19 protein-coding genes and 3 rRNA genes are annotated in these 26,845 nt (G+C 70.6%); 18 read left to right on the top strand and 4 right to left on the bottom strand.

Annotated features, from left to right (window positions below; all coding sequences use genetic code 11):
- The first annotated feature begins 152 nt into the window (after nucleotides 1-152).
- The 6 genes from dapA to BS73_RS13945 all read left to right on the top strand — a co-directional run bounded on the left by dapA (nucleotide 153) and on the right by BS73_RS13945 (nucleotide 9,386).
- Nucleotides 153-1,052: a 4-hydroxy-tetrahydrodipicolinate synthase gene (dapA, locus tag BS73_RS13970; protein ID WP_037572265.1), complete on the top strand. Its 900-nt coding sequence runs from the start codon at nucleotides 153-155 to the stop codon at nucleotides 1,050-1,052.
- A gap of 158 nt (nucleotides 1,053-1,210) precedes the next feature.
- Nucleotides 1,211-2,896, top strand: coding sequence for a ribonuclease J (locus tag BS73_RS13965; RefSeq protein WP_037572262.1), 1,686 nt, complete (start codon nucleotides 1,211-1,213; stop codon nucleotides 2,894-2,896).
- Between the two features lie 494 nt (nucleotides 2,897-3,390).
- A 16S ribosomal RNA gene (locus BS73_RS13960) occupies nucleotides 3,391-4,906 on the top strand.
- Between the two features lie 293 nt (nucleotides 4,907-5,199).
- A 23S ribosomal RNA gene (locus tag BS73_RS13955) occupies nucleotides 5,200-8,317 on the top strand.
- A gap of 67 nt (nucleotides 8,318-8,384) precedes the next feature.
- Nucleotides 8,385-8,501, top strand: a 5S ribosomal RNA gene (gene rrf / locus BS73_RS13950).
- Together the 16S, 23S and 5S rRNA genes form the textbook arrangement of a ribosomal RNA operon.
- Before the next feature lie 75 nt (nucleotides 8,502-8,576).
- The gene (locus BS73_RS13945) at nucleotides 8,577-9,386 is read left to right on the top strand and encodes a methyltransferase domain-containing protein (protein WP_037572260.1); all 810 of its coding nucleotides are present in this window, start codon (nucleotides 8,577-8,579) and stop codon (nucleotides 9,384-9,386) included.
- Nucleotides 9,387-9,397: 11 nt separating this feature from the next.
- Here BS73_RS13945 and BS73_RS13940 read toward each other — a convergent pair whose 3' ends face one another.
- Nucleotides 9,398-10,429 carry a LysR family transcriptional regulator gene (locus tag BS73_RS13940; protein WP_051939921.1) on the bottom strand — a complete coding sequence of 344 codons (1,032 nt, stop codon included), beginning with the start codon at nucleotides 10,427-10,429 and terminating at the stop codon, nucleotides 9,398-9,400.
- A gap of 171 nt (nucleotides 10,430-10,600) precedes the next feature.
- Here BS73_RS13940 and BS73_RS13935 point away from each other — a divergent pair, with 171 nt between their 5' ends.
- The 12 genes from BS73_RS13935 (at nucleotide 10,601) to BS73_RS36165 (ending at nucleotide 23,877) form a co-directional block, all read left to right on the top strand.
- Nucleotides 10,601-11,140 (top strand): hypothetical protein, encoded by a 540-nt coding sequence (locus BS73_RS13935; RefSeq protein WP_037572257.1) that lies wholly within the window; start codon nucleotides 10,601-10,603, stop codon nucleotides 11,138-11,140.
- A 124-nt stretch (nucleotides 11,141-11,264) separates the two neighbouring features.
- Nucleotides 11,265-12,500 (top strand): glycosyltransferase, encoded by a 1,236-nt coding sequence (locus BS73_RS13930; RefSeq protein WP_235215664.1) that lies wholly within the window; start codon nucleotides 11,265-11,267, stop codon nucleotides 12,498-12,500.
- Entirely contained in the window at nucleotides 12,497-14,065 is a 1,569-nt protein-coding gene (locus BS73_RS13925) for a glycosyltransferase (protein WP_051939920.1), read from the top strand. Before BS73_RS13930 ends, BS73_RS13925 begins: the two co-directional genes overlap by 4 nt.
- A gap of 412 nt (nucleotides 14,066-14,477) precedes the next feature.
- Nucleotides 14,478-15,368, top strand: coding sequence for an ABC transporter permease (locus tag BS73_RS13920; RefSeq protein ID WP_051939919.1), 891 nt, complete (start codon nucleotides 14,478-14,480; stop codon nucleotides 15,366-15,368).
- Nucleotides 15,346-16,245 carry an ABC transporter ATP-binding protein gene (locus BS73_RS13915; RefSeq protein WP_200886698.1) on the top strand — a complete coding sequence of 300 codons (900 nt, stop codon included), beginning with the start codon at nucleotides 15,346-15,348 and terminating at the stop codon, nucleotides 16,243-16,245. The genes BS73_RS13920 and BS73_RS13915 overlap by 23 nt, the downstream gene beginning before the upstream one ends.
- A gap of 2 nt (nucleotides 16,246-16,247) precedes the next feature.
- Nucleotides 16,248-17,591, top strand: a complete 1,344-nt coding sequence (locus BS73_RS13910; RefSeq protein WP_063836987.1) for a glycosyltransferase — start codon at nucleotides 16,248-16,250, stop codon at nucleotides 17,589-17,591.
- Nucleotides 17,576-18,262, top strand: coding sequence for an acyltransferase (locus BS73_RS13905; RefSeq protein ID WP_152617609.1), 687 nt, complete (start codon nucleotides 17,576-17,578; stop codon nucleotides 18,260-18,262). The genes BS73_RS13910 and BS73_RS13905 overlap by 16 nt, the downstream gene beginning before the upstream one ends.
- Nucleotides 18,259-19,377, top strand: coding sequence for a DegT/DnrJ/EryC1/StrS family aminotransferase (locus tag BS73_RS13900; protein WP_037572252.1), 1,119 nt, complete (start codon nucleotides 18,259-18,261; stop codon nucleotides 19,375-19,377). Before BS73_RS13905 ends, BS73_RS13900 begins: the two co-directional genes overlap by 4 nt.
- Nucleotides 19,374-20,480 carry a Gfo/Idh/MocA family protein gene (locus tag BS73_RS13895; RefSeq protein ID WP_265736857.1) on the top strand — a complete coding sequence of 369 codons (1,107 nt, stop codon included), beginning with the start codon at nucleotides 19,374-19,376 and terminating at the stop codon, nucleotides 20,478-20,480. Before BS73_RS13900 ends, BS73_RS13895 begins: the two co-directional genes overlap by 4 nt.
- The gene (wecB, locus tag BS73_RS13890; protein WP_037572249.1) at nucleotides 20,477-21,556 is read left to right on the top strand and encodes a non-hydrolyzing UDP-N-acetylglucosamine 2-epimerase; all 1,080 of its coding nucleotides are present in this window, start codon (nucleotides 20,477-20,479) and stop codon (nucleotides 21,554-21,556) included. Before BS73_RS13895 ends, wecB begins: the two co-directional genes overlap by 4 nt.
- Nucleotides 21,557-21,573: 17 nt before the next feature.
- Complete coding sequence (locus tag BS73_RS13885) at nucleotides 21,574-22,860, top strand: nucleotide sugar dehydrogenase (protein ID WP_037572246.1); 1,287 nt, start codon at nucleotides 21,574-21,576, stop codon at nucleotides 22,858-22,860.
- Between the two features lie 342 nt (nucleotides 22,861-23,202).
- Nucleotides 23,203-23,877: a phosphatase PAP2 family protein gene (locus tag BS73_RS36165; RefSeq protein WP_161789667.1), complete on the top strand. Its 675-nt coding sequence runs from the start codon at nucleotides 23,203-23,205 to the stop codon at nucleotides 23,875-23,877.
- On the opposite strand, the gene BS73_RS13880 is transcribed toward BS73_RS36165, so the two are convergent.
- Genes BS73_RS13880 through BS73_RS13870 form a run of 3 tightly spaced genes read right to left on the bottom strand, consistent with a single transcriptional unit; the run spans nucleotide 23,772 to nucleotide 26,817 of the window.
- Nucleotides 23,772-24,713 carry a M24 family metallopeptidase gene (locus tag BS73_RS13880; RefSeq protein WP_051939918.1) on the bottom strand — a complete coding sequence of 314 codons (942 nt, stop codon included), beginning with the start codon at nucleotides 24,711-24,713 and terminating at the stop codon, nucleotides 23,772-23,774. The two genes, BS73_RS36165 and BS73_RS13880, sit on opposite strands and share 106 nt — an antisense overlap.
- Nucleotides 24,710-25,822: a PDR/VanB family oxidoreductase gene (locus BS73_RS13875; protein WP_037572243.1), complete on the bottom strand. Its 1,113-nt coding sequence runs from the start codon at nucleotides 25,820-25,822 to the stop codon at nucleotides 24,710-24,712. Before BS73_RS13875 ends, BS73_RS13880 begins: the two co-directional genes overlap by 4 nt.
- A 47-nt stretch (nucleotides 25,823-25,869) precedes the next feature.
- Nucleotides 25,870-26,817: a metal-dependent hydrolase gene (locus tag BS73_RS13870; RefSeq protein WP_051939917.1), complete on the bottom strand. Its 948-nt coding sequence runs from the start codon at nucleotides 26,815-26,817 to the stop codon at nucleotides 25,870-25,872.
- Nucleotides 26,818-26,845: the final 28 nt, after the last annotated feature.

The following is a 26,845-nucleotide window of genomic DNA, read 5'->3' as shown; positions in this document are numbered from 1 at the left end:
CCCCCATGTTCGGATTGCGCGGCTCATGGGCATTGCCTAGTGTCTGTTCCACGAGCCCCGGTGCTGCCTGAACCCCCGAGCAGACAGCACCGGGCTCGCTCTTGACGACACTGCGGTGCTGATGACCGGCGGCAACGAGTAGCGTTGGCTCCATGGTTCCGACCTCTACCCCCCAGACCCCCTTCGGACGGGTGCTCACCGCGATGGTGACCCCGTTCGCCGCGGACGGCTCCCTCGACCTCGACGGAGCCCAGCGCCTGGCGGCCCACCTCGTCGACGCGGGCAACGACGGCCTCGTGATCAGCGGCACCACCGGTGAGTCGCCGACCACCAGCACGGTCGAGAAAGACTCCCTGCTGCGGGCCGTGGTCGAAGCCGTCGGGGATCGCGCCTTCGTCGTCGCGGGGGTCGGCACCAACGACACTCGGCGCAGCATCGAGCTCGCCCACCAGGCCGTCGCCGCCGGCGCGCACGGGCTGCTCGCCGTCACGCCGTACTACAACAAGCCGCCGCAGGAAGGGCTCTACCGCCACTTCACCGCGATCGCGGACGCCACCGAGCTCCCGGTGATGCTCTACGACATCCCCGGCCGCAGCGGGGTGCCCATCCGGACCGAGACCTTCCTCCGGCTCGCCGAGCACCCGCGGATCGTGGCCAACAAGGACGCCAAGGGCGACCTGGCCGCCGCCTCCGAGGTGATCGCCCGGACCGGCCTCGCCTGGTACTCCGGCGAGGACGTGCTCAACCTGCCGCTGCTCTCGATCGGCGCGGTCGGCTTCGTGAGCGTCGTCGGCCATGTGGTGACCCCGGAGCTGCGGGCCCTGCTGGAGGCCCACCTCAGCGGCGACCACGCCAAGGCGACCGAGATCCACCTGCGTTTGCTCCCCGTGTACCAGGGGATCTTCCGGAACCAGGGCGTCATCCTGAGCAAGGCGGCGCTCAACCTCCTCGGACTGCCCGCCGGCCCCCTCCGGCTCCCCCTGGTGGAGGCCACCGAGGCGGAAATCGAGCAATTGCGGCAGGACCTGCGCGCTGGAGGGGTACACCTCTGACAGCCGCGCACACCATGGACTTCCACGCCCGGAAGGCGTGAAGAGTGAACCCGACAACAGCAGAAGCAAGGAAATGATGACGCGCGCGCCAGGTGTCCGGCGGGGAGACGGGTTCTCCGAGGGCACGTGGCGCGCGCGGTCATGGTAAGGAGCACCTTTTGAGCCATCCGCACCCCGAACTCGGCCCGCCTCCGCCGCTCGCCGAGGGCGCCCTTCGCGTCACCCCCCTCGGCGGCCTCGGTGAGATCGGCCGCAACATGACCGTCTTCGAGTACGGCGGGCGTCTTCTCATCGTCGACTGCGGCGTCCTCTTCCCCGAGGACGAGCAGCCCGGCATCGACCTGATCCTGCCGGACTTCACGACCATCCGGGACCGCCTGGACGACGTCGACGGCATCGTCCTGACCCACGGCCACGAGGACCACATCGGCGGCGTGCCGTACCTGCTCCGGCTGAAGCCGGACATCCCGCTGATCGGCTCCAAGTTCACCTTGGCGCTGATCGAGGCGAAGCTCCAGGAGCATCGCATCCGGCCGTACACGCTGGAGGTGAAGGAGGGCGACCGCGAGCGGATCGGCCCCTTTGACTGCGAGTTCGTCGCCGTCAACCACTCCATCCCGGACGCGCTGGCGGTCGCCATCCGCACCCCGGCCGGCCTGGTCGTCGGCACCGGCGACTTCAAGATGGACCAGCTGCCGCTGGACGGCCGCCTCACCGATCTGCCGGCCTTCGCCCGGCTGGGCGAGGAGGGCATCGACCTCCTCCTCTCCGACTCCACCAACGCCGAGGTGCCCGGCTTCGTCGGCTACGAGAAGGACATCGCCGGCGTCCTGCGGCAGGTCTTCGACCGCGCCGACCGCCGGATCATCGTGGCCTCCTTCGCCAGCCACGTCCACCGGATCCAGCAGGTGCTGGACGCGGCGCACGAGTTCGGCCGGAAGGTGGCCTTCGTCGGCCGTTCCATGGTCCGGAACATGGGCATCGCCCGGGACCTCGGCTACCTCCGCGTCCCCGGCGGCCTCGTGGTCGACGTCAAGGCGCTCGACGACCTGCCGGACGAGGAGGTCGTCCTGATCTGCACCGGCTCGCAGGGCGAGCCGATGGCGGCGCTCTCCCGGATGGCCAACCGCGACCACCAGATCCGGATCGTCCAGGGCGACACGGTGGTGCTCGCCTCCTCGCTGATCCCGGGCAACGAGACCGCGGTCTACCGGGTGATCAACGGGCTGACCAGGTGGGGCGCCAACGTCGTCCACAAGGGCAACGCCAAGGTGCACGTCTCGGGCCACGCCTCGGCGGGCGAGCTGCTGTACTTCTTCAACATCTGCAAGCCCCGGAACCTGATGCCGATCCACGGCGAGTGGCGCCATCTTCGCGCGGCCGTCGACCTCGGCCAGGCGACGGGGGTGCCGGCGGGTCGCTGCGTCATCGCGGAGGACGGCGTGGTCGTCGACCTGGTCGACGGCGTCGCCAAGATCGCGGGCAAGGTGCAGGCCGGCTACGTCTACGTGGACGGCTCCTCGGTCGGCGACGTCACCGAGTCCTCGCTGAAGGACCGCCGGATCCTCGGCGACGAGGGCTTCATCTCGGTCTTCGTGGTCGTGGACGCGAGCACCGGCAAGGTGGTGGGCGGCCCGCACATCCAGGCCCGCGGCTCCGGCATCGAGGACGGGGCCTTCGGCCCGGCGCTGGCCAAGGTGGAGGAGGCGCTCGGGCGCGCGGCCCAGGACGGCGTCGCCGAACCGCGCCAGCTCCAGCAGCTGGTCCGGCGCGCGGTCGGCAAGTGGGTGTCCGACACCTACCGCCGCCGCCCGATGATCCTTCCGGTGGTCGTCGAGGTCTGAGCGAGCACCGTCTGAGCGAGCACCGTCTGAGCTGCTCCGACACGTTCGTCGGGCCGCGGTTTGACCGACCGCGGCCCGACGTGTAACGTTCTTCGAGTTGCCCCCGAGGGGCGCGCCCCTGAGGGGCGTGCCGAGCCCGGGTGGTCGACAAAACTCTGAGAAATCTTCGGATTAACGCACTGCGGTCCAATTTGGCTGCGGGGAAGTGATCCGCTAAAGTTTCTCTCGTCGGAACGGAGGCCGAAAGGCCGAAGGAAAGACGGAAACCGAACCGCCGGAAACGGTCTGGTAAGGTGGAAAACGAACGAAGCGCCCGGAGAGGCCGACGGAAGTCGGTTCGAAGGAAGCGTCCGTTCCTTGAGAACTCAACAGCGTGCCAAAAGTCAACGCCAGACTATAAAACACCCCGTCTCTGCCGGTCTCGGCAGGGCGAGGTTCCTTTGAAGAATCACAGCGAGGATTCACATCCTCTGCGTGATGCTCTTTTTAAAGCATTCACGGAGAGTTTGATCCTGGCTCAGGACGAACGCTGGCGGCGTGCTTAACACATGCAAGTCGAACGGTGAAGCCCTTCGGGGTGGATCAGTGGCGAACGGGTGAGTAACACGTGGGCAATCTGCCCTGGATTCTGGGATAACACCGGGAAACCGGTGCTAATACCGGATATGACCCTCCTCCGCATGGTGGGGGGTGGAAAGCTCCGGCGATCCAGGATGAGCCCGCGGCCTATCAGCTTGTTGGTGGGGTGATGGCCTACCAAGGCGACGACGGGTAGCCGGCCTGAGAGGGCGACCGGCCACACTGGGACTGAGACACGGCCCAGACTCCTACGGGAGGCAGCAGTGGGGAATATTGCACAATGGGCGCAAGCCTGATGCAGCGACGCCGCGTGGGGGATGACGGCCTTCGGGTTGTAAACCTCTTTCAGCAGGGAAGAAGCGCAAGTGACGGTACCTGCAGAAGAAGCACCGGCTAACTACGTGCCAGCAGCCGCGGTAATACGTAGGGTGCGAGCGTTGTCCGGAATTATTGGGCGTAAAGAGCTCGTAGGCGGCCTGTCGCGTCGGATGTGAAAGCCCGGGGCTTAACCCCGGGTCTGCATTCGATACGGGCAGGCTGGAGTGTGGTAGGGGAGATCGGAATTCCTGGTGTAGCGGTGAAATGCGCAGATATCAGGAGGAACACCGGTGGCGAAGGCGGATCTCTGGGCCATTACTGACGCTGAGGAGCGAAAGCGTGGGGAGCGAACAGGATTAGATACCCTGGTAGTCCACGCCGTAAACGTTGGGAACTAGGTGTTGGCGACATTCCACGTCGTCGGTGCCGCAGCTAACGCATTAAGTTCCCCGCCTGGGGAGTACGGCCGCAAGGCTAAAACTCAAAGGAATTGACGGGGGCCCGCACAAGCGGCGGAGCATGTGGCTTAATTCGACGCAACGCGAAGAACCTTACCAAGGCTTGACATACACCGGAAACGTCCAGAGATGGGCGCCCCCTTGTGGTCGGTGTACAGGTGGTGCATGGTTGTCGTCAGCTCGTGTCGTGAGATGTTGGGTTAAGTCCCGCAACGAGCGCAACCCTTGTCCTGTGTTGCCAGCGGGTTATGCCGGGGACTCACGGGAGACTGCCGGGGTCAACTCGGAGGAAGGTGGGGACGACGTCAAATCATCATGCCCCTTATGTCTTGGGCTGCACACGTGCTACAATGGCCGGCACAATGAGCTGCGATACCGCAAGGTGGAGCGAATCTCAAAAAACCGGCCTCAGTTCGGATTGGGGTCTGCAACTCGACCCCATGAAGTCGGAGTCGCTAGTAATCGCAGATCAGCATGCTGCGGTGAATACGTTCCCGGGCCTTGTACACACCGCCCGTCACGTCACGAAAGTCGGTAACACCCGAAGCCGGTGGCCCAACCCTTGTGGGGGGAGCCGTCGAAGGTGGGACCAGCGATTGGGACGAAGTCGTAACAAGGTAGCCGTACCGGAAGGTGCGGCTGGATCACCTCCTTTCTAAGGAGCATCTTGGCCGCTACGGCGGTCCAGAGCCACGACGCCGGCGAATGTCCGGCGGTGGTCAGCTCATGGGTGGAACGTTGACTATTCGGCGCGTTGAGTGTGGTGACACCGCTAGTACTGCCCTTCGGGGCGTGGAACGCGGGTGATCGCCGACTCGACGTGCCGGGCGCGCTGTTGGGTCCTGAGGGCACGGCCGTTGGCCGCTCGTTCTCAGTGCCGACCCCATGCTTGGTGAGGTGGGTGGTTGGTTGTTGCTTGAGAACTGCACAGTGGACGCGAGCATCTGTGGCCAAGTATTTAAGGGCGCACGGTGGATGCCTTGGCACCAGGAACCGATGAAGGACGTGGGAGGCCGCGATAGGCCCCGGGGAGCTGTCAACCGAGCTTTGATCCGGGGGTGTCCGAATGGGGAAACCCGGCGATCGTCATGGGTCGTCACCCGCTGCTGAACGCATAGGCAGTGTGGAGGGAACGCGGGGAAGTGAAACATCTCAGTACCCGCAGGAAGAGAAAACAACCGTGATTCCGGGAGTAGTGGCGAGCGAAACCGGATGAGGCTAAACCGTTTGTGTGTGAGACCCGGCAGGGGTTGCGCAGGCGGGGTTGTGGGAGCGAGCTTCAGTCTTCTGCCGGAGGCTGGGTGAGTCAGAAATCGTTGGTGTAGGCGAAGGGCATGTGAAAGGCCCGGCGTAGAGGGTAAGACCCCCGTAGCTGAAATGTCAGCGACTTGCTTGCTTGTTTCCCAAGTAGCACCGGGCTCGAGGAATCTGGTGTGAATCTGGCGGGACCACCCGCTAAGCCTAAATATTCCCTGGTGACCGATAGCGGATAGTACCGTGAGGGAATGGTGAAAAGTACCGCGGGAGCGGAGTGAAATAGTACCTGAAACCGTGTGCCTACAAGCCGTGGGAGCGTCGGGGTGTGCTTGCACATCCTCGTGACTGCGTGCCTTTTGAAGAATGAGCCTGCGAGTTTGCGGTGTGTTGCGAGGTTAACCCGGGTGGGGTAGCCGTAGCGAAAGCGAGTCCGAAGAGGGCGTTTCAGTAGCACGCTCAAGACCCGAAGCGGAGTGATCTAGCCATGGGCAGGGTGAAGCGCGGGTAAGACCGTGTGGAGGCCCGAACCCACCAGGGTTGAAAACCTGGGGGATGACCTGTGGTTAGGGGTGAAAGGCCAATCAAACTCCGTGATAGCTGGTTCTCCCCGAAATGCATTTAGGTGCAGCGTCGTGTGTTTCTTGCCGGAGGTAGAGCACTGGATAGGCGATGGGCCTGACCGGGTTACTGACCTTAGCCAAACTCCGAATGCCGGTAAGTGAAGCGCGGCAGTGAGACTGTGGGGGATAAGCTCCATGGTCGAGAGGGAAACAGCCCAGAGCATCGACTAAGGCCCCTAAGCGTGTGCTAAGTGGGAAAGGATGTGGAGTCGCAGAGACAACCAGGAGGTTGGCTTAGAAGCAGCCACCCTTGAAAGAGTGCGTAATAGCTCACTGGTCAAGTGATTCCGCGCCGACAATGTAGCGGGGCTCAAGCGCACCGCCGAAGTCGTGTCGTTCCAGCATGAGGGCCAACGCCCGCTGGGATGGGTAGGGGAGCGTCGTGTGCCGGGTGAAGCCTCCGCGGAAGCGAGGGGTGGACGGTTCACGAGTGAGAATGCAGGCATGAGTAGCGATTCAGGAGTGGGAAACTCCTGCGCCGATTGACCAAGGGTTCCTGGGTCAAGCTGATCTGCCCAGGGTAAGTCGGGACCTAAGGCGAGGCCGACAGGCGTAGTCGATGGACAACCGGTTGATATTCCGGTACCCGTGGCAGTGCGCCAGCGCTGAACCAGGTGATGCTAAGCCCGTGAAGCCGCCCCTGATCTCTTCGGAGTGAGGGGGAGTGGTGGAGCCGGCGGACCAAGCTTGTAGTAGGTGAGCGATGGGGTGACGCAGGAAGGTAGTCCAGCCCGGGCGGTGGTTGTCCCGGGGTAAGGGTGTAGGGCGTTGCGTAGGCAAATCCGCGCAACACGATGCCTGAGACCTGATGCCGAGCCGTTGTGGTGAAGTGGATGATCCTATGCTGTCGAGAAAAGCCTCTAGCGAGTGCTGTTGCGGCCCGTACCCTAAACCGACTCAGGTGGTCTGGTAGAGAATACCGAGGCGTTCGGGTGAACTGTGGTTAAGGAACTCGGCAAAATGCCCCCGTAACTTCGGGAGAAGGGGGGCCATTGCTGGTGAGGGGACGTGCTCCCTGAGCTGGTGGTGGCCGCAGAGACCAGCGGGAAGCGACTGTTTACTAAAAACACAGGTCCGTGCGAAGCCGTAAGGCGAGGTATACGGACTGACGCCTGCCCGGTGCTGGAACGTTAAGGGGACCGGTTAGCCTGGATTCGTCTGGGCGAGGCTGAGAACTTAAGCGCCAGTAAACGGCGGTGGTAACTATAACCATCCTAAGGTAGCGAAATTCCTTGTCGGGTAAGTTCCGACCTGCACGAATGGCGTAACGACTTCCTGACTGTCTCGACCACAGGCCCGGTGAAATTGCACTACGAGTAAAGATGCTCGTTTCGCGCAGCAGGACGGAAAGACCCCGGGACCTTTACTATAGCTTGATATTGGTGTTCGGTTCGGCTTGTGTAGGATAGCTGGGAGACGGTGAAGTCGCCACGCCAGTGGTGGTGGAGTCAATCTTGAAATACCAGTCTGGTCGTGCTGGATGTCTAACCTGGGTCCGTGATCCGGATCAGGGACAGTGTCTGGTGGGTAGTTTAACTGGGGCGGTTGCCTCCTAAAGGGTAACGGAGGCGCCCAAAGGTTCCCTCAGCCTGGTTGGCAATCAGGTGGTGAGTGTAAGTGCACAAGGGAGCTTGACTGTGAGACTGACGGGTCGAGCAGGTACGAAAGTAGGGACTAGTGATCCGGCGGTGGCTTGTGGAAGCGCCGTCGCTCAACGGATAAAAGGTACCCCGGGGATAACAGGCTGATCTTCCCCAAGAGTCCATATCGACGGGATGGTTTGGCACCTCGATGTCGGCTCGTCGCATCCTGGGGCTGGAGTAGGTCCCAAGGGTTGGGCTGTTCGCCCATTAAAGCGGTACGCGAGCTGGGTTTAGAACGTCGTGAGACAGTTCGGTCCCTATCCGCTGTGCGCGTTGGAGTCTTGAGAAGGGCTGTCCCTAGTACGAGAGGACCGGGACGGACGAACCTCTGGTGTGCCAGTTGTTCTGCCAAGGGCATGGCTGGTTGGCTACGTTCGGGAGGGATAACCGCTGAAGGCATCTAAGCGGGAAGCCTGCTTCGAGATGAGGACTCCCACCCACTTGTTGGGGTAAGGCTCCCAGTAGACGACTGGGTTGATAGGCCGGGTCTGGAAGCCCTGTGAGGGGTGGAGGTGACCGGTACTAATAGGCCGAGGGCTTGTCCATAGTTGCTCCGCGTCCACTGTGTTGTTCTGAAGAAACAGCCTGCCACAGGCAGATTTCTTCATAGTGTTTCGGTGGTCATGGCGGTCAGGGTACGCCCGGTTACATTCCGAACCCGGAAGCTAAGCTGGCCAGCGCCGATGGTACTGCACTCGGGAGGGTGTGGGAGAGTAGGACGCCGCCGAACAAATATTGAAAAGGGGCTGCCCCCGACTTTATGTCGGGGGCAGCCCCTTTTTGTCGTCTGTGCGATCATCGGGGTATGAGCGACGACGAGGCGGAGGCCGGCGGATACCTGCTGGACAATCGGCAGCGAGAAGCCGGCGAGCGGTTCGAGGCCCTGTCCGAGCTGTTCGACGAGTCGACCTTCCGGCACTTCCGGCGGGTGGGTATCGGCGAGGGCTGGCGTTGCTGGGAGGTAGGGGCCGGCGGGCCGAGCGTCCCGGCCTGGCTGGGACGCCACGTCGGGATCGGCGGGGTGGTCGTAGCGACTGACATCGACGTTTCCTGGACCGAGTCCGCGGTGAGCGAGAACGTCGAGGTGCGGCGGCATGACGTGGGCGTCGAGCCGCCGCCCGGCCGGAACTTCGACCTGGTGCACGCCCGCCTGGTGCTGGTGCACGTGGAGCAGCGGGAGCAGGCTCTGCGGACCATGATCGACGCCCTGCGGCCCGGCGGATGGCTGATGCTGGAGGACGCCGACCCCGGCCTTCAACCGCTGATCTGCATCGACGAGTACGGGCCCGAACAGGAGCTGGCCAACCGGCTGCGGCGCGGCTTCCGCGAACTGATGGCGGGCCGCGGCGCGGACCTCGAGTACGGCAGGACGCTGCCGCGGCTGCTGCGGGAGGCGGGGCTGGCGGACGTCCACGCCGACTCCTACTTCCCGATCACCTCGCCGGCCTGCGATCGGTTGGAGGCGGCGACGGTCCGTCACATCCGGGGCCGGCTGGTGGAGAACGGGTTGGCGACCGAGGAGGAGATCGACCGGCATCTGGAGGCGGTGGAGTCCGGGCGGCTGGACCTGGCGACCTCCCCGATGGTGACCGCATGGGGCCGCAAGCCGCTCTAGCGGGTGGCGGGTCAGCCGGCCGGCAGGCCCTCGTCGAGGGTGCGGGCGCGGTAGGGGGCGGGCCCGGGCTCCTTGGCTCGGCTCGGCGCGGAGAGCTGCCGGGCCAGGGCCGTGAAGGCCTCCACCACCGCCGAGTTGGCCGCCGGGTCGGAGCGCCAGACCAGCCGGCGGACGGCGGGCGGCCAGCCGTTTAGGGGGACGAAGACCACGTCTGGGTGGGTGTAGTAGCGGGGGAAGGAGACGGCGGTCGGGAAGGCGTTCTCCTGGCGGGCGACCTGGGTGAGGACCTCGGCGAAGGTCCGGGCCACGCCGCGGCGGGGGATGGGGCGACCGGACGGCGTGGTCTCCGGGTAGAGCGGGTTGAACAGCTCCCCGCTACCGTCGCCGCTGCCGTCCCGGCTGCCGACACCGCTGCCGTCCCCGTCGGCTCCGGTCGGGCGGGGGACGCCGAAGATGCCGAGGTCGGCGAGTACCTCGACGTCCAGGCCGGGGGCCGCGGCCAGCGGATGGTCGGCGGCGAGGGCCAGGATCCAGTCCTCCTCGGCGACCACCGGGCCGGGCGTCAGGTCGTCGGGGATCTCCTGGGTGAACCGGCCGACCAGGACGTCTATCTGCTCCGAGCGCAGGACGTCGAAGTATCCGGTGCCGGTGACGTCGGTGGTGGTGAGCCGGGCCGCCGGGCAGTCGGTGCGGAACCGGGCCAGCAGACGGGCGAGTTCGGGGTCGCCGCAGTGGGTGAGGTAGCCGAGCCGCAGGGGGCCGGCGAGGCCGCGGGCGGTGGACCTGGCCTGGTCGAGGGCGTTGAGCAGGGCGCTGTGGACGGCGGTCAGGTCGGTGCGGAGGCGGGCGCCGATGGGGGTCAACTCGACGCTGCGGGTGGTGCGTTGGAAGAGCGGGGCGCCGACCCTGGACTCCATGCGGCGGATCAGCTGGCTGACCCGGGACGGGGAGATGCGCAGCCGTTCGGCGGCGCGGCCGAAGTGCAGTGTTTCCGCGGAGACCAGAAAGGCCTCCAACTCGGAGGTGCTCGGCAGGCTGGGCACAGCGAGATGGTACGGATTATTGAGCCCCGCTCAACAGTGGTCGAGCGAATCGGTCTTTATCCGTGACCGTGCTGCGGGCACGGTGTGTGCAGAGACGATCGGGTCCGACGCCCCTCCCACGGGGGGCGTGGCCCTTCGTGGTGTCCGCGGAACGGGGAGGAGGGGTGGCGGGTGTCGATCTCGCTGCTCGTGGCGTGTCTGGTGATTCCGGTGGCGGTGCTCTTCGTGGACCTGGGGCGGCGCAGGCTGACGCTGTTCCGGCTGCTGCGGCCGGTGCTGTTCACCGCCCTGGTGGTGCCGTTCGTGATGCCGGGGTTCGCCTTCGGCGGGGACGGGCTGTGGCTGGAGGTCGCCGGGGTGGTGGCCGGGGTGCTGCTCGGCGTGCTGGCCGCGGTGACCATGCGGGTGGAGGCGAGCGGTGACGCGGACGGCCGGCCGGTGACGGTGGCCGGGGCGCCGTACGCGGTGGTCTGGCTGCTGGTGGCGGGGGCACGGCTCTGGTTCACCTGGGCGTCCTCGCACTCGGTCGGGTTCCAGCGGGATCTGGGCGAGTTCCTGGTGACCCATCACATCGCGGTGAACGCGCTGGCGGACGCGGTGATGTTCACCGGCTTCGCGATGCTGCTGGTGCAGCGCGGGAGCCTCTGGCTGCGGGCGCGCGGGACCGTCACGGCGAGGGCCGCCGCGCCGGTCGGGGTCTCGTCCGCTTGACGGTGGGCGGTGGCCACCTGCGGGTCGGGGAAACGTCGGTTCTCGTTCAGGTGATGGGAGGAGCATGCCCGGCGGCCTTGGGGGAGGGTGGTGAGAACGAAGGAAGGACGGCCGCCCGTTGAACGTGCTGATGCTGGTGACTACTGATGTGGCGCACGATGCGCGGGTGGTACGGGAGGCCGCTGCGCTGAGCGCCGCCGGCCACCGGGTGCGGGTGTGGGGCAAGGACGTGCCCGAGGAGTGGAGTCCGTCGGGGGGCGCGTTCGAGGTCGCCGGGGTGAGCGGGGGGACCGGGCTACGCGGCGGGGGCGCGACGCCCGGCCGGAGCGCGATGCCCAGCGGGGGCGCGTCGCCCGGCGGGAGCGCGGCGGCCGGAGGAGAGGGCGCGGGCGAGGCCGGTCGCGCCCGCGACGGCCTGGTATGGCGGGCCGCCCGGTGGGCGCTGCTGCCGGAGCACCGGCGCAGGGTGTGGGCGGAGTGGTCGCGGGAGACCGAGGCGGCGCTCTCGTCGGAGGGCGCCGCGTACCAGGTGGTCCACGCACATGACTTCAACACACTGCCGCTGGCGGCCAGGCTGGCCGAGCGGTGGGGGGCGCGGCTGGTGTACGACTCCCACGAGTGGTGGTCAGGGCGGCAGCGGCACGGGCGGCCGACCCCGCGCGAGCGGCTGCGCGAGCGGCGGGTGGAGGCGCAGCTGGTCCGGCGCGCCGACGCGGTGCTGACGGTCAGTCAGGGGATCGCCGAGCGGTTGGGGCGCTGGACGTCGAGCCCGGTGTCGGTGGTGCGCAACACCTTTCCCTCGGTGCCGCGGAGCGGGGCCGCGGAGGTCGACACGCCGAGGGGGGTGGTGTACGCCGGGCGGATCGGGGGCGGCCGGGATCTGGAGACCGTGCTGGCCGGCGCCGGCGGTTCGCTGACCACTGTGCTGATGGGGCCGGCGGACCGGGCGTACGTGACCCGGCTGGGGCTGGACCGGACGGGGGCGCGGGCCGAGCTGCGCCCGCCGCTGGACGGGGACCGGGTGGACGAGGTGCTGCGGGCCTACGGGATCTCGGTGGTGACCCTCACGGACACCTGCGAGAACCATCGGATGGCGCTGCCCAACAAGCTCTTCCACGCCGTGCGGGCGGGGGTGCCGGTGGTCGCGGCGGACCTGCCGGAGATCCGTCGGGTGGTGCGCGGGCACGGCATCGGGGAGTTGTACCGGCCGGCCGACCCCCGCTCCTACCGGGCCGCGGTGGAGCGCGCGGTGGAGCGCTATCCGGAGCTGTGCGCGGGGGTGCGGGACGCGGCGGCGGAGCTGAGCTGGGAGCGGGACGCCGAACGGCTGGTCGCGGTGTACGAGGGGCTGGGCCGATGAGCGCGCCGCGGGTGGCGATGCTGGTGGCGAACGGGGTCGCGGGGGACTCCCGGGTGCAGAAGGCCGCCTGGTCGATGGCGGAGGCCGGCTGGGACGTGGTGCTGGTCGGACGGGCCGCCGGCGACCGGCGCGAGGAGTACGCGCTGGGGCGCGCGAGGGTGCTGCTGGTGCCGCTCGAGGACGAGCTGTCGGGCTATCAGAAGGTGCGCCCCAGGCGGTCGGAGGCGGTGCGGAGGCGGGCGGCCTACCGCGCGGCCCGGGCGCGTACCGCGCGCTGGGACGCGGCGGACAGCGGCGGTCCCGCGGTGCGGGCGGCGGCCGCGGCGCGCGGGCGGCTGGAGCGCTGGCCGGCCGGCGACGCGTTGGTCGGGCGGTTGGGCAGCGGGCGGGTCGGCGGTCCGGCGGCGCTTGCGGCGGGCGCGGTCCGCGGGCTGGCGGACCGGAACGGCGGCTGGCGGTCGTTCAATCCCTGGTTCCGGGACTTGGAGCTGGCCTTCGCGCCGGTGCTCGCGGAGCTGAGGCCGGATCTGATCCACGCCCACGACTTCCACATGGTGGGGATCGGGGCGCGGGCCGCCGGGCGGCTCGGCGTGCCCTGGGTGTACGACGCCCATGAGTACCTGGCCGGGATCGACGTGCCGGGCCGGTGGTACCGGCGGAGCGAGCTTCGCGGGCTGCTGCGGCGGCGGATGCTGGTGGGCGTCGAGCGGGAGTACATCGGCCGGGCGGACGCCGTGGTGACGGTCTCCCGGGGGATCGCCGAGCGGCTGCGCGCGGACCACGGGCTGGCGGCGGAGCCGCTGGTGATCGCCAACGCGCCGATGCGGCACGGCGGCGCGGAGGCGGCGCCGCAGCAGGAGAGCACGGCCGGAGAGGGCGCCGCCGGGGCGGCGGTCTCGCTGCGCGAGGCCGTCGGCCTGGGGCCGGAGACCCCGCTTCTGGTCTACAGCGGGGGGATGGCGCCCCGGCGCGGGGTCGCCTCGGTGGTCGAGGGCCTGGCCCGGCTGGAGCGGGCCCACCTCGCCCTGGTGGCGCGGGAGGACGACCCGGACGTGCCCGCGCTGCTGACGCTGGCGGAACGGCTCGGGGTGGCCGGGCGGGTCCATACGGCGCCGTACGTCTCGCCCGATCGGGTGGTGGAGTACATCGCCTCCGCGGACGCCGGGCTGATCCCGATCCTTCACCGGCCCAACCACGAGCTCTCGCTGATCACCAAGTACCTGGAGTACCTCCACGCGGGGCTGCCGATCGTCTGCAGCGACGTCAGGACGATGGCCCGGACCACGGAGGAGCTGGGCGTCGGCGAGGTCTACCCGGCCGGCGATCCGGCCGGGTTCGCCGAGGCGGCCGGCCGGGTGCTGGACGGGATCGAGCGGTACCGGGCGCAGTACCTGCCGGGGCGGCCCGGCGCGGCGGCCGCCGAGGAGTACCGGTGGTCCCGGCAGGCGGAGGCGCTGGACGCCCTCTACGCCCGGCTGCTGGGCCGGCGGCCGGAGCTGACGGACGGTGAGCAGGGGCTGCCCGCGGGCGGGTTGACGCTGTGTCCCGTCGGCTCGGCCGGCTGAGCGGACGCGCCGGGGTCTGCTGGGCAGTCGTGCTGTGCGCCCGCCTGAGCAGCCGCGCCGAACTCGGCCCGGCCCACCGAACGGGCTACGCCGGGCACCCGTGCGCCGGGCTCAGGAGTGCGGGCTGCCCGGGGCCTGGTTACGGTGCGTAGGTAAGACGGTACCCGGGGCGGGTCCCGTACGCCGATCCCGGCGAGAGGCGGTGGTACGCGGTGGTGCGTGGGGCGGCTCTTAGCGATTTCTTTCCTGATTCATTGCCCGATGCCGAATGTTCACTTACCGAGGAGTCGGGGTTCATGGCTCCCTCGGTAGCGTGGTCGCGGCCGGGGAGCGCTCATGAGAGCACGGCGAAAACCCCCTCCCCGTTCGAGGAATTCTTCTGTTCGGACTATTCGGAAGAGCAGCTCGCCCCATGAATCCGACCGCTCCGGCCGCCGCTACCGCGCCGGGCCAGACCGGCCGTCGCCTCGAGCACCAGATCTTTCGCTCCCAGCGCTCGGGACTTCCCCACCTGCCCACGTACCTGCGGCAGTTGTGGCAGCGGCGGCAGTTCGTCCTGGAGATGGCCAGGTCCACCCTCCGGGCCCAGAACTACGCAACCTTCTTCGGGCAGCTCTGGCTGGTGATCAGCCCACTGCTGCTCGGCTTCGTCTACTTCATGCTCGGGGACGTCCTGGGCAACGCGGCCAAGCATCAGCAGTACTACTTTGTGACGCTGCTGTCCGGCCTGTTCCTGTTCAACTTCTTCTCCGGCTGCCTGACCCAGGGGGCCGGTTCGGTGATCGGCAGCAGCAGGCTGATCATGAACAGCCACTTCCCCCGGCTACTGCTGCCGATCACCCAGTTCGTCATCGCGTTCATGCGCTTCCTGCCCTCACTGCTGGTCTTCGTGGTGGTGCACTGGCTGCAGCATGTGCCGTGGTCGGTGAACGCGGTGTGGGCGCTGCCGGCCTTCCTCTGCGTGGCCCTTTTCGGGGCCGGGCTCGGATTCCTCTTCGCGACGGTGCAGGTCTATTTCCGGGACTTCTCGAATTTCCTGCCCTACCTGATGCGGATCTGGCTTTTCCTCTCCCCGGTGATGTACTCGCTGGAGCAGGGGCTGCACAAGGGGCGGACGGAGGCGCTGATCATCGGCGCCAACCCGATCTCCCCGATGCTCGGCGTCTGGGGGGACGCCCTGGTCCGGAACAAGCCCGCCAACCTCCACTGGCTGCTCGCCGGTGGCTGCTGGGCGCTCGGCGCCTTCGTGGTCGGCACATTCGCGTTCATGTGGAAGGAGCGTGAGTTCTCTGTCCGCCTCTGAGCTCGAACTCGCGACGCAGGAAGCCGCACCGTCCGCAGGTCCCACGGTCGTCCAGGGCCCGGCGGCGGGGGAGGAACCGTCGACCGGCCCGAAGCCGTCCGCCGAGACCGACTTCGCCGTCCGCGTCGAGAACGTCCACATCACCTACCGGACCGCGATCGATCCGCGGGCCAACACCTTCCGGCACAAGGTCACCCGGCTCGGCCGCCGGGAGAAGCTGGTGCACGAGGTCAAGGCGCTGCGCGGGGTCAGCTTCGACGTGCAGCCCGGCACCGTCCTCGGCATCGTCGGGGCCAACGGCGCCGGCAAGTCCACCCTGATGCGGGCGGTCGCCGGGATCCTTCCGCCGTCCACCGGCCAGATCGAGGTGAACGGCCGGATCTCCACGCTGCTGGCGCTCGGCGTCGGCTTCAACGGCAACCTCAGCGGGCGGGAGAACGTGGTGCTGGGCGGCCTCGCCGCCGGGCTGACCCGCAAGCAGATCGCCGAGAAGTACGAGGAGATCGCCGCCTGGGCGGACCTCGGGGACTTCATCGACCTGCCGATGAAGACCTACTCCTCCGGGATGTACGGCCGGCTCGCGTTCGCGGTCTCCACCCACATGGAGCCGGACGTGCTGCTGATCGACGAGGCCCTGTCGGCCGGCGACGCCAAGTTCAAGCGCAAGTCGCAGGACAAGATGCAGGAGCTGTGCGACCAGGCGCGGACGATCTTCATCGTCAGCCACGCCGCCGGCACCATCCGCGACCTGTGCAACGACTGCGTCTGGCTGCACAAGGGCGAGCTCCTCACCCGGGGCACCCCCGACGAGGTGCTCAAGGAGTACCTGGAGTTCCAGGGCGTCGTCGAGGACGCCGTCGTCATGGAGGACGTGTAGCCGTGGACGGGCGCCAAGCTGCCTCCGGCCGGCGGGCCGTGGACGTCTCGGTGGTGAGCAGCGGCCACCATGTGGCCGATGCGCGACTGCACCGGCACTGCGCCGCACTGCGCAGGGCCGGGCTCAGCGTGGAGGTGATCGCCCGCGGCGCGGCCGGGGACGCCCCGGTGGGAGCGGACTTCCGCCCGCTGCCGGGGCGCGGCCGGGTCCGCCGGGGGCTCAGCGCGCTGGTGCTGCCGATCCGGGCGCGCGGCCGGGTGATGGTCACCCTCGACCCCGAACTGGTCCCCTCCGCGCGGCTGCGCCGGGCGCTGTGGCCGGGGCGGCGGCTGGTGGTGGACGTCCACGAGGACTACCTGGCGCTGCTCGCCGACCGGGCCTGGGCCCGCGGCGCGGCCGGGGCGGTGGCCCGCGGCTGGGCCCGCAGCGCGACCCTCCTCAGCCGGGGCGCGGACGTCACCGCGGTCGCCGACGAGCACGTGCCGCCGCTGGCGGCCGTGCGCCGGATGGTGGTCCGCAACCTGCCGGACTTCGGCCTGCTGCCCAGCCCCTCGGCGCTCGACCCGGTGCCGCGGGCGCTCTATGTCGGCGACGTCCGGGAGAGCCGCGGGCTGAGCGCGATGCTGTGGGCACTGGAGGCGGCGCCCGACTGGGAGCTGGACATCGTCGGCCCGCTGGCGCCGGCCGCCGAGCGGACCGTGGAGCGCTGGCGGGCCACCAGCCCGGCGGCGGGCCGGGTGCGGTTCCACGGCCGGATGCCCCCGCAGAAGGCCTGGGCGCTGGCCAGGGGCGCCTGGGCCGGGATAGCCCTGCTGGAGGGCACTCGGGCGTTCAGCGAGGCCATCCCGTCCAAGGTCTACGAGTATCTGGCCTGCGGGCTGCCGGTGCTGACCTCGCCGCTGCCGCGGGCGGCGCGGCTGGTCGAGGACGCGGGCGCCGGAGCTGTGGCGGCGGACGGCGAGGCGGCCGGCGCGGTGCTGGCCGGCTGGAGCGGGCAGCGCCGGGAGGCCCACAGGGCCGCCCGGGCGGCCGCACTGCGCTGGTCCGCGGCACAGCGCGGGGCGCCCACGCCGTACGACGAACTGGCCTTCGCGGTGGCCGAGTTGCTGGACCGCAGGCCGCCGCTGGCGCAGTCGGTGGCGGCGATGGCGGATGCCGTGGCCGGTGCCGCGGCGGAGGTCGCGGAGGCGGTGTCGGCGGCCGCGCCCGCGCCCGCCAGTGCCGGCGGCGGACGCCGGCGCGGTGGCGAGGCCGACAGTGCCGGCGGCCCTAGGGCGGCCGGCGGCGAGCGCGGTGAGGACGAATTCGGAGAGGACGGGACGAGGCGGCAGTGGGCGGCAGGGTGATGGTGAGCGCGGACGTGGATCCGCGCGCGGAGCTGGGCGAGGGCACCACGGTGTGGCATCTCGCGCAGATCCGGGAGGGCGCCCGGTTGGGCGAGGAGTGCGTGGTCGGCCGGGGCGCCTATGTCGGCACCGACGTGCGCATCGGCGACCGGGTCAAGCTGCAGAACTACGCGCTGGTGTACGAGCCGGCGGAGCTGGGCGACGGGGTCTTCGTCGGCCCGGCGGCGGTACTGACGAATGATCAGTATCCACGCTCGGTCGACCCGGAGGGGCGGCTCAAGGGCTCTGCGGACTGGGACCTGGTCGGCGTCGTGATCGGTGAGGGCGCCGCGATCGGCGCCCGCGCGGTCTGCGTGGCGCCGCTGCGGATCGGCCGCTGGGCGATGGTCGGCGCCGGCGCCGTCGTGACCCGGGACGTCCCGGACCACGCGCTGGTGGCCGGGGTCCCGGCGCGCCGGATCGGCTGGGTCGGGCGGGCCGGCGCCCGGTTGACGGAGGACCCCGAGCGGCCGGGCGAGTGGGTCTGCCCGACCACCGGGGAGCGGTACCGCGAGGCCGCCGACGGCCTCGCCGCCCTCGGCCCCGAGGGGTCGGACGGCCTGGATGTGGACGGCGGCCCGGAGCGGGAGCTGCTGATGGAGCTGGAGTCGACGACGGAGGTGGCGGGATGAGCCGTCCGGTGGACCAGGTACCGGCCGCGAAGCCGGTCATCGGCGAGGAGGAGATCGAGGCCGCGGTGCGGGTGCTGCGCAGCGGCCAGGTCGTCCAGGGGCCCGAGGTGGCCGCGTTCGAGGAGGAGTTCGGGCAGCTGGTGGACGGCCGGTACTGCGTCGCCGTCAACTCCGGCACCTCGGCGCTGTGGCTGGCGCTGATGGGTCTCGGCATCGGGCCGGGGGACGAGGTGATCGTCCCCTCCTTCTCCTTCGCCGCCACCGCCAACGCGGTCCGGCTGGTCGGGGCCACGCCGGTGTTCGCGGACATCGAGCGCGGCTCGTTCTGCCTCGACCCGGAGGCGGTCGCGGCCGCGATCACCCCGCTCACCGCGGCGATCATGCCGGTGCACCTCTACGGGCATCCGGCGGCGATGGACCGGATCACGCCGATCGCCGAGAAGCACGGGCTGGCCCTGGTGGAGGACGCCGCCCAGGCGCACGCCGCCACCCTCCACGGCCGCCCGGTCGGCGCCTTCGGGGCGGCCGGCTGCTTCTCCTTCTACCCGACCAAGAACATGCACGCCCTGGAGGGCGGCATGGTCACCGTCGCCGACCCCGAACTCGCCCGGAAGCTGCGGCTGCTGCGCAACCAGGGGATGGAGCGCCGGTACGCCAACGAGGTGGTCGGCGCCAACCTGCGGATGACCGACGTCTCCGCGGCCATCGGCCGGGTGCAGCTCGGCCGGCTGCCCGGCTGGACGGACCAGCGGCGGGCCAACGCCAAGGCGCTGGACGCCGGCATCCGGCGGCTGGTCACCCCGCCGGTGGCGGATGGGGCCCAGCACGTCTACCACCAGTACACGGTCCGGGTCCCCGGCAACGGCCGGCCGGACCGGGACGCCGTGCAGCAGGCGCTGGCCGGCCGCGGGGTCGGCAGCGCCGTCTACTACCCGACGCCGATCCACCGGCTCGCGCCGTTCCGCGCGGCTGTGACCGGTCGGAACGGCGCGGACCTGCCGGAGACCGAGCGGGCGGCGGCCGAGGTGCTGTCCCTGCCGGTCCATCCGTCCCTGACACGGAGCGAACTCGACCGGGTGATCAGTGCGGTGAACGCGCTGGGAGGAGTGCTGTGAGCAAGGGAGACGAGCGGATCTCCGAGACCGGGGTCAGGCTGCGGGCGGGCCTCGTCGGGCTGGGGGCGATGGGCCGCAACCACTGCCGGGTGCTGCGCGGCCTGGACGGGGTCGAGCTGGTCGGCGTGGTGGACCCCCTGGGCGACCCCCACGGGGCGGCCACCGGGGTGCCGGTGCTCTCCACCGTCGAGGAGCTGCTGGCCCTCGGCGTGGACTACGCGGTGGTGGCCTGCCCGACCGCGTACCACGAGGAGATCGGGTTGAAGCTGGCGGTGAACGGGGTGCACGCCCTGATCGAGAAGCCGCTGGCGCACTCGGTGGAGGCCGCCCGCCGGCTGGTGGACGCCTTCGAGGCGCAGCAGCTGGTCGCGGCCGTCGGCCACATCGAGCGCTACAACCCGGCGCTGGTCGCGCTGCGGGCGCGGCTGGAGAACGGCGACCTGGGCGAGGTCTTCCAGGTGGTGACGCGCCGTCAGGGCCCGTTCCCGCACCGGATCGCCGACGTCGGCGTGGTCAAGGACCTCGGCACCCACGACATCGACCTCACCGCCTGGGTCACCGGCCAGGCGTACCACTCGGTGGCCGCGCACACCGCGCACCGCAGCGGACGCGAGCACGAGGACATGGTCGCGGTGGTCGGCCGGCTGGACGGCGGGGCGATCGCCAACCACCTGGTCAACTGGCTGTCCCCGCTCAAGGAGCGGGTCACCGTGGTGACCGGCGAGCGCGGCTGCTTCGTCGCCGACACCCTCACCGCCGACCTCACCTACTACGCCAACGGCGCGCTCACCACCGAGTGGGAGGCGCTGCGGGCGTTCCGCGGGGTCAGCGAGGGCGACATGGTGCGGTACGCGATCAACAAGCGGGAGCCGCTGCTCGCCGAGCACCTGGCCTTCCGGGACGCGGTCGCCGGGCTGCCCAGCGAGCTGGTGACGCTCCGTCAGGGGCTGCGCACCGTCGAGGTGGCGGAGGCGGTGCTGCGCTCGGCGCGGCTCGGCGGGACGGTCGACCTGGAGCCGGAGCCGCCGGTCACCCCGGCGACCCCGGAGCAGCGCGGGGAACAGACGCCCGAGCACAAGCACGAGGAGGCGGTCGCTCCGTGAAGGTGATGAGCGTGGTCGGGGCCCGGCCGCAGCTGGTCAAGCTGGCACCGATGGCGGAGGCGCTGACCGCGGCCGGGCACGAGCACCTGATCGTGCACACCGGGCAGCACTACGACGCCGACCTGTCCGACGTCTTCTTCGACGGCCTCGGCATCCCCGAGCCCGACGTCCACCTCGGCGCCGGATCCGGCAGCCACGGGGCGCAGACCGGAGCGGTGCTGGCCGGCCTCGACCCGGTGCTCGAACACACCCGGCCGGACCGGGTGCTGGTCTACGGCGACACCAACTCCACGCTGGCCGGCGCCCTCGCGGCGGTGAAGCTGGGCCTGCCGGTGGCCCATCTGGAGGCCGGGCTGCGGTCCTTCAACCGGCGGATGCCCGAGGAGCACAACCGGGTGCTCACCGACCACTGCGCCGACCTGCTGCTGGCCCCCACCGAGGAGGCCGTCCGGCACCTCGCCGCCGAGGGCCTCGCCGAGCGGACCCGGCTGGTCGGCGACGTGATGGTGGACGTCTGCCTGCGGGTCCGCGACCAGGTCGCCGGGGCGCAGGTGCGGGGCCTGCCGGAGGACGTCAACCCGCGCGAGACCTACCTGCTGGCCACCCTCCACCGGGCGGAGAACACCGACGACCCCGAGCGGCTGGCCGCGCTGATCGGCGCGCTGGCGGCACTGCCGTACCCGGTGGCGCTGATGGCGCACCCGCGGCTGGTGGACCGGGCCGAGCGGCAGGGGCTGAAGCTCCAGCAGGGCGCCATCCGCGTCGGCCGCCCGCTGCCGTACGCGGCGATGGTGGGCGCGGTGCTCGGCTCGGCCGGGGTCGTCACCGACTCGGGCGGGCTGCAGAAGGAGGCCTATCTGCTGGGCCGGGTCTGCACGACGCTCCGCACCGAGACCGAGTGGCCGGAGACCATGGCCGGCGGCTGGAACCGGCTGGTCGCCGATCCGCACCGGCTCAGCGCGGCCGAGTGGTCGGAGATCGCCCTGCGCCCGGCCCCGGAGGGCTCGCGCGGCGAGCCGTACGGGGACGGGCGGGCGGCAGCGCGTGCGGCCGCCGCGCTGACAGAAGAGATGTGACGGAGGAACAGGGCAACATGCGGATCTGTGTGGTGGCGCTCGGGAAGATCGGCCTGCCGCTGGCCGTGCAGTTCGCGTCCAAGGGGCACCAGGTGATCGGTGCGGACGTGGACGAGCGGGTCGTGCGGGCGGTGAACGAGGGGGTCGAGCCGTTCCCCGGCGAGACCGACCTGGACGTCAGGCTCAAGGAGAACGTCCTGGCCGGCCGGCTGACCGCGACCACCGCCACCCGGGAGGCGGTGGCCAGGTCGGAGGCCGTCGTGGTGGTCGTGCCGCTCTTCGTGGACGAGGACGGGGTGCCCGACTTCGGGTGGATGGACTCCGCCACCAAGGAGATCGCGGCCGGTCTGCGACCGGGGACGCTGGTCTCCTACGAGACCACGCTGCCGGTCGGCACCACCCGGGAGCGCTGGGCGCCGATGCTGGAGGAGGGCAGCGGGCTGCGGGCCGGCACCGACTTCTCGCTGGTCTTCAGCCCCGAGCGGGTCTTCACCGGGCGGGTCTTCGCCGACCTGCGCCGCTACCCGAAGCTGGTGGGCGGGATCGACGCCGCCTCCGGCCGGCGCGGGGTCGAGTTCTACGAGGCGGTGCTCGACTTCGACCGGCGGGGCGACCTGGCGCGGGAGAACGGGGTGTGGAACCTCGGCTCCGCGGAGGCCTCCGAGCTGGCGAAGCTCGCCGAGACCACCTACCGGGATGTCAACATCGGTCTTGCGAACCAGTTCGCGCGGTACGCGGACCGGATGGGCGTCGACGTCCTCAAGGTGATCGAGGCCTGCAACTCGCAGCCGTTCAGCCACATCCACCAGCCCGGGATCGCGGTCGGCGGGCACTGCATCCCGATCTACCCGCAGATGTACCTGTGGAACGACCCGGACGCGACGGTGGTGCGGGCGGCGCGGACCGCCAACCGGGAGATGCCGGCGTACGCGGTCGGGCTGCTGGAAGGCGCTTTCGGGGAGCTCGACGGGGTGGACGTGCTGGTGCTGGGCGCGGCCTACCGGGGCGGGGTCAAGGAGACCGCGTTCTCCGGGGTGTTCGGCGTGGTGGATGCGCTGCGGGAGCGCGGGGCGCGGCCGTATGTCAGTGACCCGCTGTACGGTGCGGAGGAGCTGGCGGAGCTGGGGCTTCCGGCCTGGGACGGGGAGCGGGAGGTGGTCGCGGCGATCGTGCAGGCGGACCACGCGGAGTACCGGACGCTGGGGGCGGCGGATCTGAGCGGGCTTCAGGTGCTGGTGGACGGGCGGCGGGTGACGGACCCCACGCGGTGGGAGGGGGTTCGGAGGGTCGTCATCGGGGGGTAGGCGGTCTTACTGTGTGCCGGTGGAGTGGGGGGTGCCGCCGGCATGCGGAATCTGATGCTGTCCTGGCAGGTGGCTGCGGGCGCGGGGGCGGCCGCGTTCGTGCTGGGCTCTGCCGCTGCGCGGCGCGTGAGTTGCGCAGCAACTCAGGGGGCGCGGGGAACGGCGCGCTCAGCCCGTGACCTGCCGTACTCGGCCACGGAGCCTGAGCTGCAACCCGGTGGCCGTTCCCGGGTGCGGCGCCGTAGCGGGCCGGTCGCGCAGTTCCCCGCGCCCCTTGCTCGCGCCCGCGGCGCTGCGCCCGGGGCGCGTGGGCTCGGGGCGCTGCTGCGGGAGGCCGGGCTGATGCTGCTGCTCTTCGCGCTCTGGGAGTTCGCGGGGCAGTGGTCGCTGGGGCAGGGGGACGACGCGGTCGCGCGCGGGCAGGCGATCTGGGGCGCCGAGCGGGCGCTGCGGCTGCCCAGCGAGGCGTGGCTGCAGAGCGCGCTGCTGCCGCAGCACTGGCTGATCCAGGGGGCCAACTACTACTACGCGGTCATGCACTTCGGGGTGATGATCGGTTTCCTCCTCTGGGTGTTCCTGCGGCATCGGTCGGCGTATCCGCGCGTCCGCGCGCTGCTGGTGACCGTCACGGGGGCGTCCCTGCTGGTGCAGCTGCTACCGGTGGCCCCGCCCCGGCTGGTGAGCGGGACGGGGATGGTGGACACCGGGCTGGCGTACGGCCAGTCCGTCTACGCCGGGGCGGGCGCGGCCGGGGTGACCGCCGACGGGCTGGCCGCCATGCCCTCGGTGCATGTGGCCTGGTGTGTGCTGGTGGCCGCCTGCGTGCTGTCCGTCTCGCGGTCGCGCTGGCGATGGCTGGCGCTGCTGCATGTGGCGCTGACCGTGCTGGTGGTCGTGGTGACGGCGAACCACTACTGGCTGGACGGGGTGGCGGGGGCGGCGCTGGTCGCCGCCGCCTGGCCGCTCGGGCCGGCCGTCCAGCGGCGGACGTGGGGCAGGTCGTCGTCCAGCCAGTAGGCCGGGTTCGCCGGGTCGCCGGTGACGACGAGGAGTTCCTCGAACTTGGTGCCGGTGTCGCGGAAGGCGATATGCGGCTCCACCGCCCACAGGCCGGGGGTGGCGGGGTGCCGGGAGGCGCGGCCGTCGGCCCACAGCGGGGAGCGGCCCTGGATCCGCTCGCCGACCAGTTCCCGCCCCAGGGTCTGGAGGGTGCGGACGCCGAAGCCGAAGAGGTTGACCCCGCTGGGGAGCCGGCTGTGCAGCCGGGTGACCTGGTGGCCGATGACCCGGCCCGGGTAGACCTGGTGGCGGTTCTCGTAGCCGTCCCGGATGATCCGCTCGTCGACGGCCCGGTAGACGTCGGCCAGCGGCCGGCCGGCGCGGACCTCGGCGAGGATCAGCTCGCGGTAGCCGGCCAGGTCCTCGGTGAGCTTGTCCCAGACCGGGTTGGCGCCGGTGCCGCCGATCCGGCCGCCGTAGCCGATGTCCGCGGTGTAGCCGTCCACGATCGGCGCGCAGTCCAGCACGTACGGCATGCCCTCGGAGAGCCTGCGGTCGGTGGGGAAGAACTGCAGCGGGGTGCGGAACCGGCGGAAGGCGGTGCGCTCGCCGAACCAGGCGAAGGGGATGTGGAAGAAGTCCCGCACGCCCTCGGCGATCAGCCGGCGGCGCAGCTCGGCGGCGGTCTGACGCTCCGTCACGCCCGGTCCGATCCAGGCGGCCACGCCCTCGGCGCAGCGGTAGGCGAGCTGCTGGACCTCGCGGAAGCGGTCGAGGTCGCGGTCGGTCCACGGGAAGGGCGGGAGGGGGCGGGCGGCGCTCTCGGTTGCGCTCGCGGGCGCGGTCGCGGTCATGCGTCGATCTCCAGGGTGTGGCCCTCGGGGGCGCGGGAGACGCAGATCAGCATGGATCCGTCGGCCCGCTCCTGGTCGGTGAGGCGGTGGTCGCGGTGCTCGGGGGTGCCCTGCCGGACGGTGACCCGGCAGGTGCCGCAGAAGCCCTGGCGGCAGGAGAACGGCGCCTGCGGGCGGGCCTCCAGCAGGGCGTCCAGGGCGGTCCGGTCGGCGGGGACCGCCACCTCGGTGCCGTCGCCGAGGCGGAGCCGGAACGGCTTCCCGCCGACCACCGGGGCGGGGGAGAAGCGCTCGGCGTGGAGCGCGCGCAGCCGGGTGCCGGGGAGCGCCAGCCGGACGTCGTCCAGCAGCTCGGTGGGGCCGCAGCAGTAGACGGCGGCGTCCGGGCGCGGGGCTTGCGCGAGCAGTTCTGCGGCGTCCGGGAAGCCGTCGGTGTCGTAGGTGTGGAAGCGGACCCGCCCGGAGTCCCCCGAGAGCTCCTCCAGTTCCGCGCGGAACGGCAGGCTGTCCCGGGAGCGGCCGGTGTGCACCAGGCGCCAGTCGAGTCCGCGCCGGGCGGCCTCCCTGGCCATCGGCAGCACGGGGGTGATGCCGATCCCGCCGGCGAGCAGGAGGACGGCCGGCTCGGCGGCGAAGGGGAAGGCGTTGCGCGGCCCGGAGACCGTCAACTCCCGCCCGGGCGCCAGCTCCTGGTGGACCTCCAGGGAGCCGCCGCGGCCGCCGTCGAGGCGGCGGACGGCGATCCGGTAGCAGCCGCGGTCGTCGGGGTCCCCGCAGAGCGAGTACTGCCGGACCCGGCCGGAGGGCAGGGTGACGTCCAGATGGCAGCCGGGCTGCCAGGACGGCAGCGGCCCGCCGGCGCCCGCGGGCCGGGCCAGGGTCAGCTCCACCGCGTCCTCGGCGACCTGGCGCCGCTCACGGACCGCGAGCCGGAGCGGCGGGGCCGGGCGCGGGTCCGGCAGCCGCCGGCTGCGCCGCAGCCCGGGCAGGGTGAGCCGGGGGACCAGCGCGTCGTTGAGGAGGGTGAGCGCGCTCATCAGCCGGTCCGGGCGCTCGGGGTGGAAGATGTTGCCGGGGCGCTCTGCGGGCACCGGTGGGTTGCTGGGCATCGCGGCTCCGTCGGTGGGCGGTCAGCGGGCGTACGTCGGCGTCCGGGTCAGTGCTGCTCGGCGGGGGCGGCCGGGTCGGCCGGGACGGCCGGAGCGGCCAGCGCGTCGGCCGCGCGGGCGGCGGGCGAGCTCGCGAGGTACGCGACGGCCTGCTCGGTGGAGCCCTCCTGGGTGGGGTGGTAGCCCGGCTTGGCGTACCGCAGGTAGGACTTGACGAAATGCCCCATGCCGGGCAGCAGCCCGCGCCTGGCCGCCCGCTGGTACGCCCGCCAGCTGGCCCGGCCCGCCGGACCGCCGCGCAGCGCGGGGTCCACCGCCATCAGGCAGCGGGTGCCGCGGATCAGCAGCCAGAGCACGATCGGTCCGGCCAGCACGGCCGCCCGCAGCTGGCGGGCCCGGCCCGGGTCGAGGTGCTTGAGGAGGTCGAAGGCGACGCTGCGGTGCTCGACCTCCTCGGCGCCGTGCCAGCGCAGCAGGTCGAGCATGGCGGGGTGGGCGCCGGCCCGGTCCAGCTGAGGGGTGTTGAGGATCCAGTCGCCGAGGAAGGCGGTGACGTGCTCGATGGCCGCGATCAGCGCGACCGCCTCCAGGATCTCCTCCTTGCGCTGCTGCGGGGTGAGCCCCTCGCGGGGGCTGAGCACCCGGCGGAAGAGGTACTCGGCCTGCCGGACGTACGCGCCGGCGTCAAGACCGCGCTCCCGCAGCAGGTCCTGGACCTCCTGGTGGAGCTTGGCGTGCATGGCCTCCTGGCCGATGAAGCCGAGCACCCGCTCGCGCACCCGCTCGTCGCTGATCAGCGGCAGCGCCTCGGTGAAGGTCCGGCAGAACCAGCGCTCGCCCTCCGGCAGCAGGATGTGCAGCACGTTGAGCGAGTGGGTGACCTGCGGCTCGCCGGGGACCCAGTGGATGGGCAGGTCGGACCAGTCGAACCGGACGTCCCTGGGCTGGAGTTGGAGGTTGTCCGTATCGGTGTGGTCGTTCGGGCTGGGGAGCATTGCCGCCTCCTCGTCGAGGCATCCTGAC

Source organism: Phaeacidiphilus oryzae TH49 (assembly GCF_000744815.1).
GTDB lineage: Bacteria > Actinomycetota > Actinomycetes > Streptomycetales > Streptomycetaceae > Phaeacidiphilus > Phaeacidiphilus oryzae.
This window is presented reverse-complemented; position numbering and strand designations above follow the sequence as displayed.

Coding starts and splice junctions, on each gene's coding strand:
- dapA (WP_037572265.1), top strand. CDS start 153: ATGGTTCCGACCTCTACCCCCCAGACCCCCTTCGGACGGGTGCTCACC.
- BS73_RS13945 (WP_037572260.1), top strand. CDS start 8,577: ATGAGCGACGACGAGGCGGAGGCCGGCGGATACCTGCTGGACAATCGG.
- BS73_RS13925 (WP_051939920.1), top strand. CDS start 12,497: ATGAGCGCGCCGCGGGTGGCGATGCTGGTGGCGAACGGGGTCGCGGGG.
- BS73_RS13920 (WP_051939919.1), top strand. CDS start 14,478: ATGAATCCGACCGCTCCGGCCGCCGCTACCGCGCCGGGCCAGACCGGC.
- BS73_RS13900 (WP_037572252.1), top strand. CDS start 18,259: ATGAGCCGTCCGGTGGACCAGGTACCGGCCGCGAAGCCGGTCATCGGC.
- BS73_RS13885 (WP_037572246.1), top strand. CDS start 21,574: ATGCGGATCTGTGTGGTGGCGCTCGGGAAGATCGGCCTGCCGCTGGCC.
- BS73_RS36165 (WP_161789667.1), top strand. CDS start 23,203: ATGCTGCTGCTCTTCGCGCTCTGGGAGTTCGCGGGGCAGTGGTCGCTG.
- BS73_RS13880 (WP_051939918.1), bottom strand. CDS start 24,713: ATGACCGCGACCGCGCCCGCGAGCGCAACCGAGAGCGCCGCCCGCCCC.
- BS73_RS13875 (WP_037572243.1), bottom strand. CDS start 25,822: ATGCCCAGCAACCCACCGGTGCCCGCAGAGCGCCCCGGCAACATCTTC.
- BS73_RS13870 (WP_051939917.1), bottom strand. CDS start 26,817: ATGCTCCCCAGCCCGAACGACCACACCGATACGGACAACCTCCAACTC.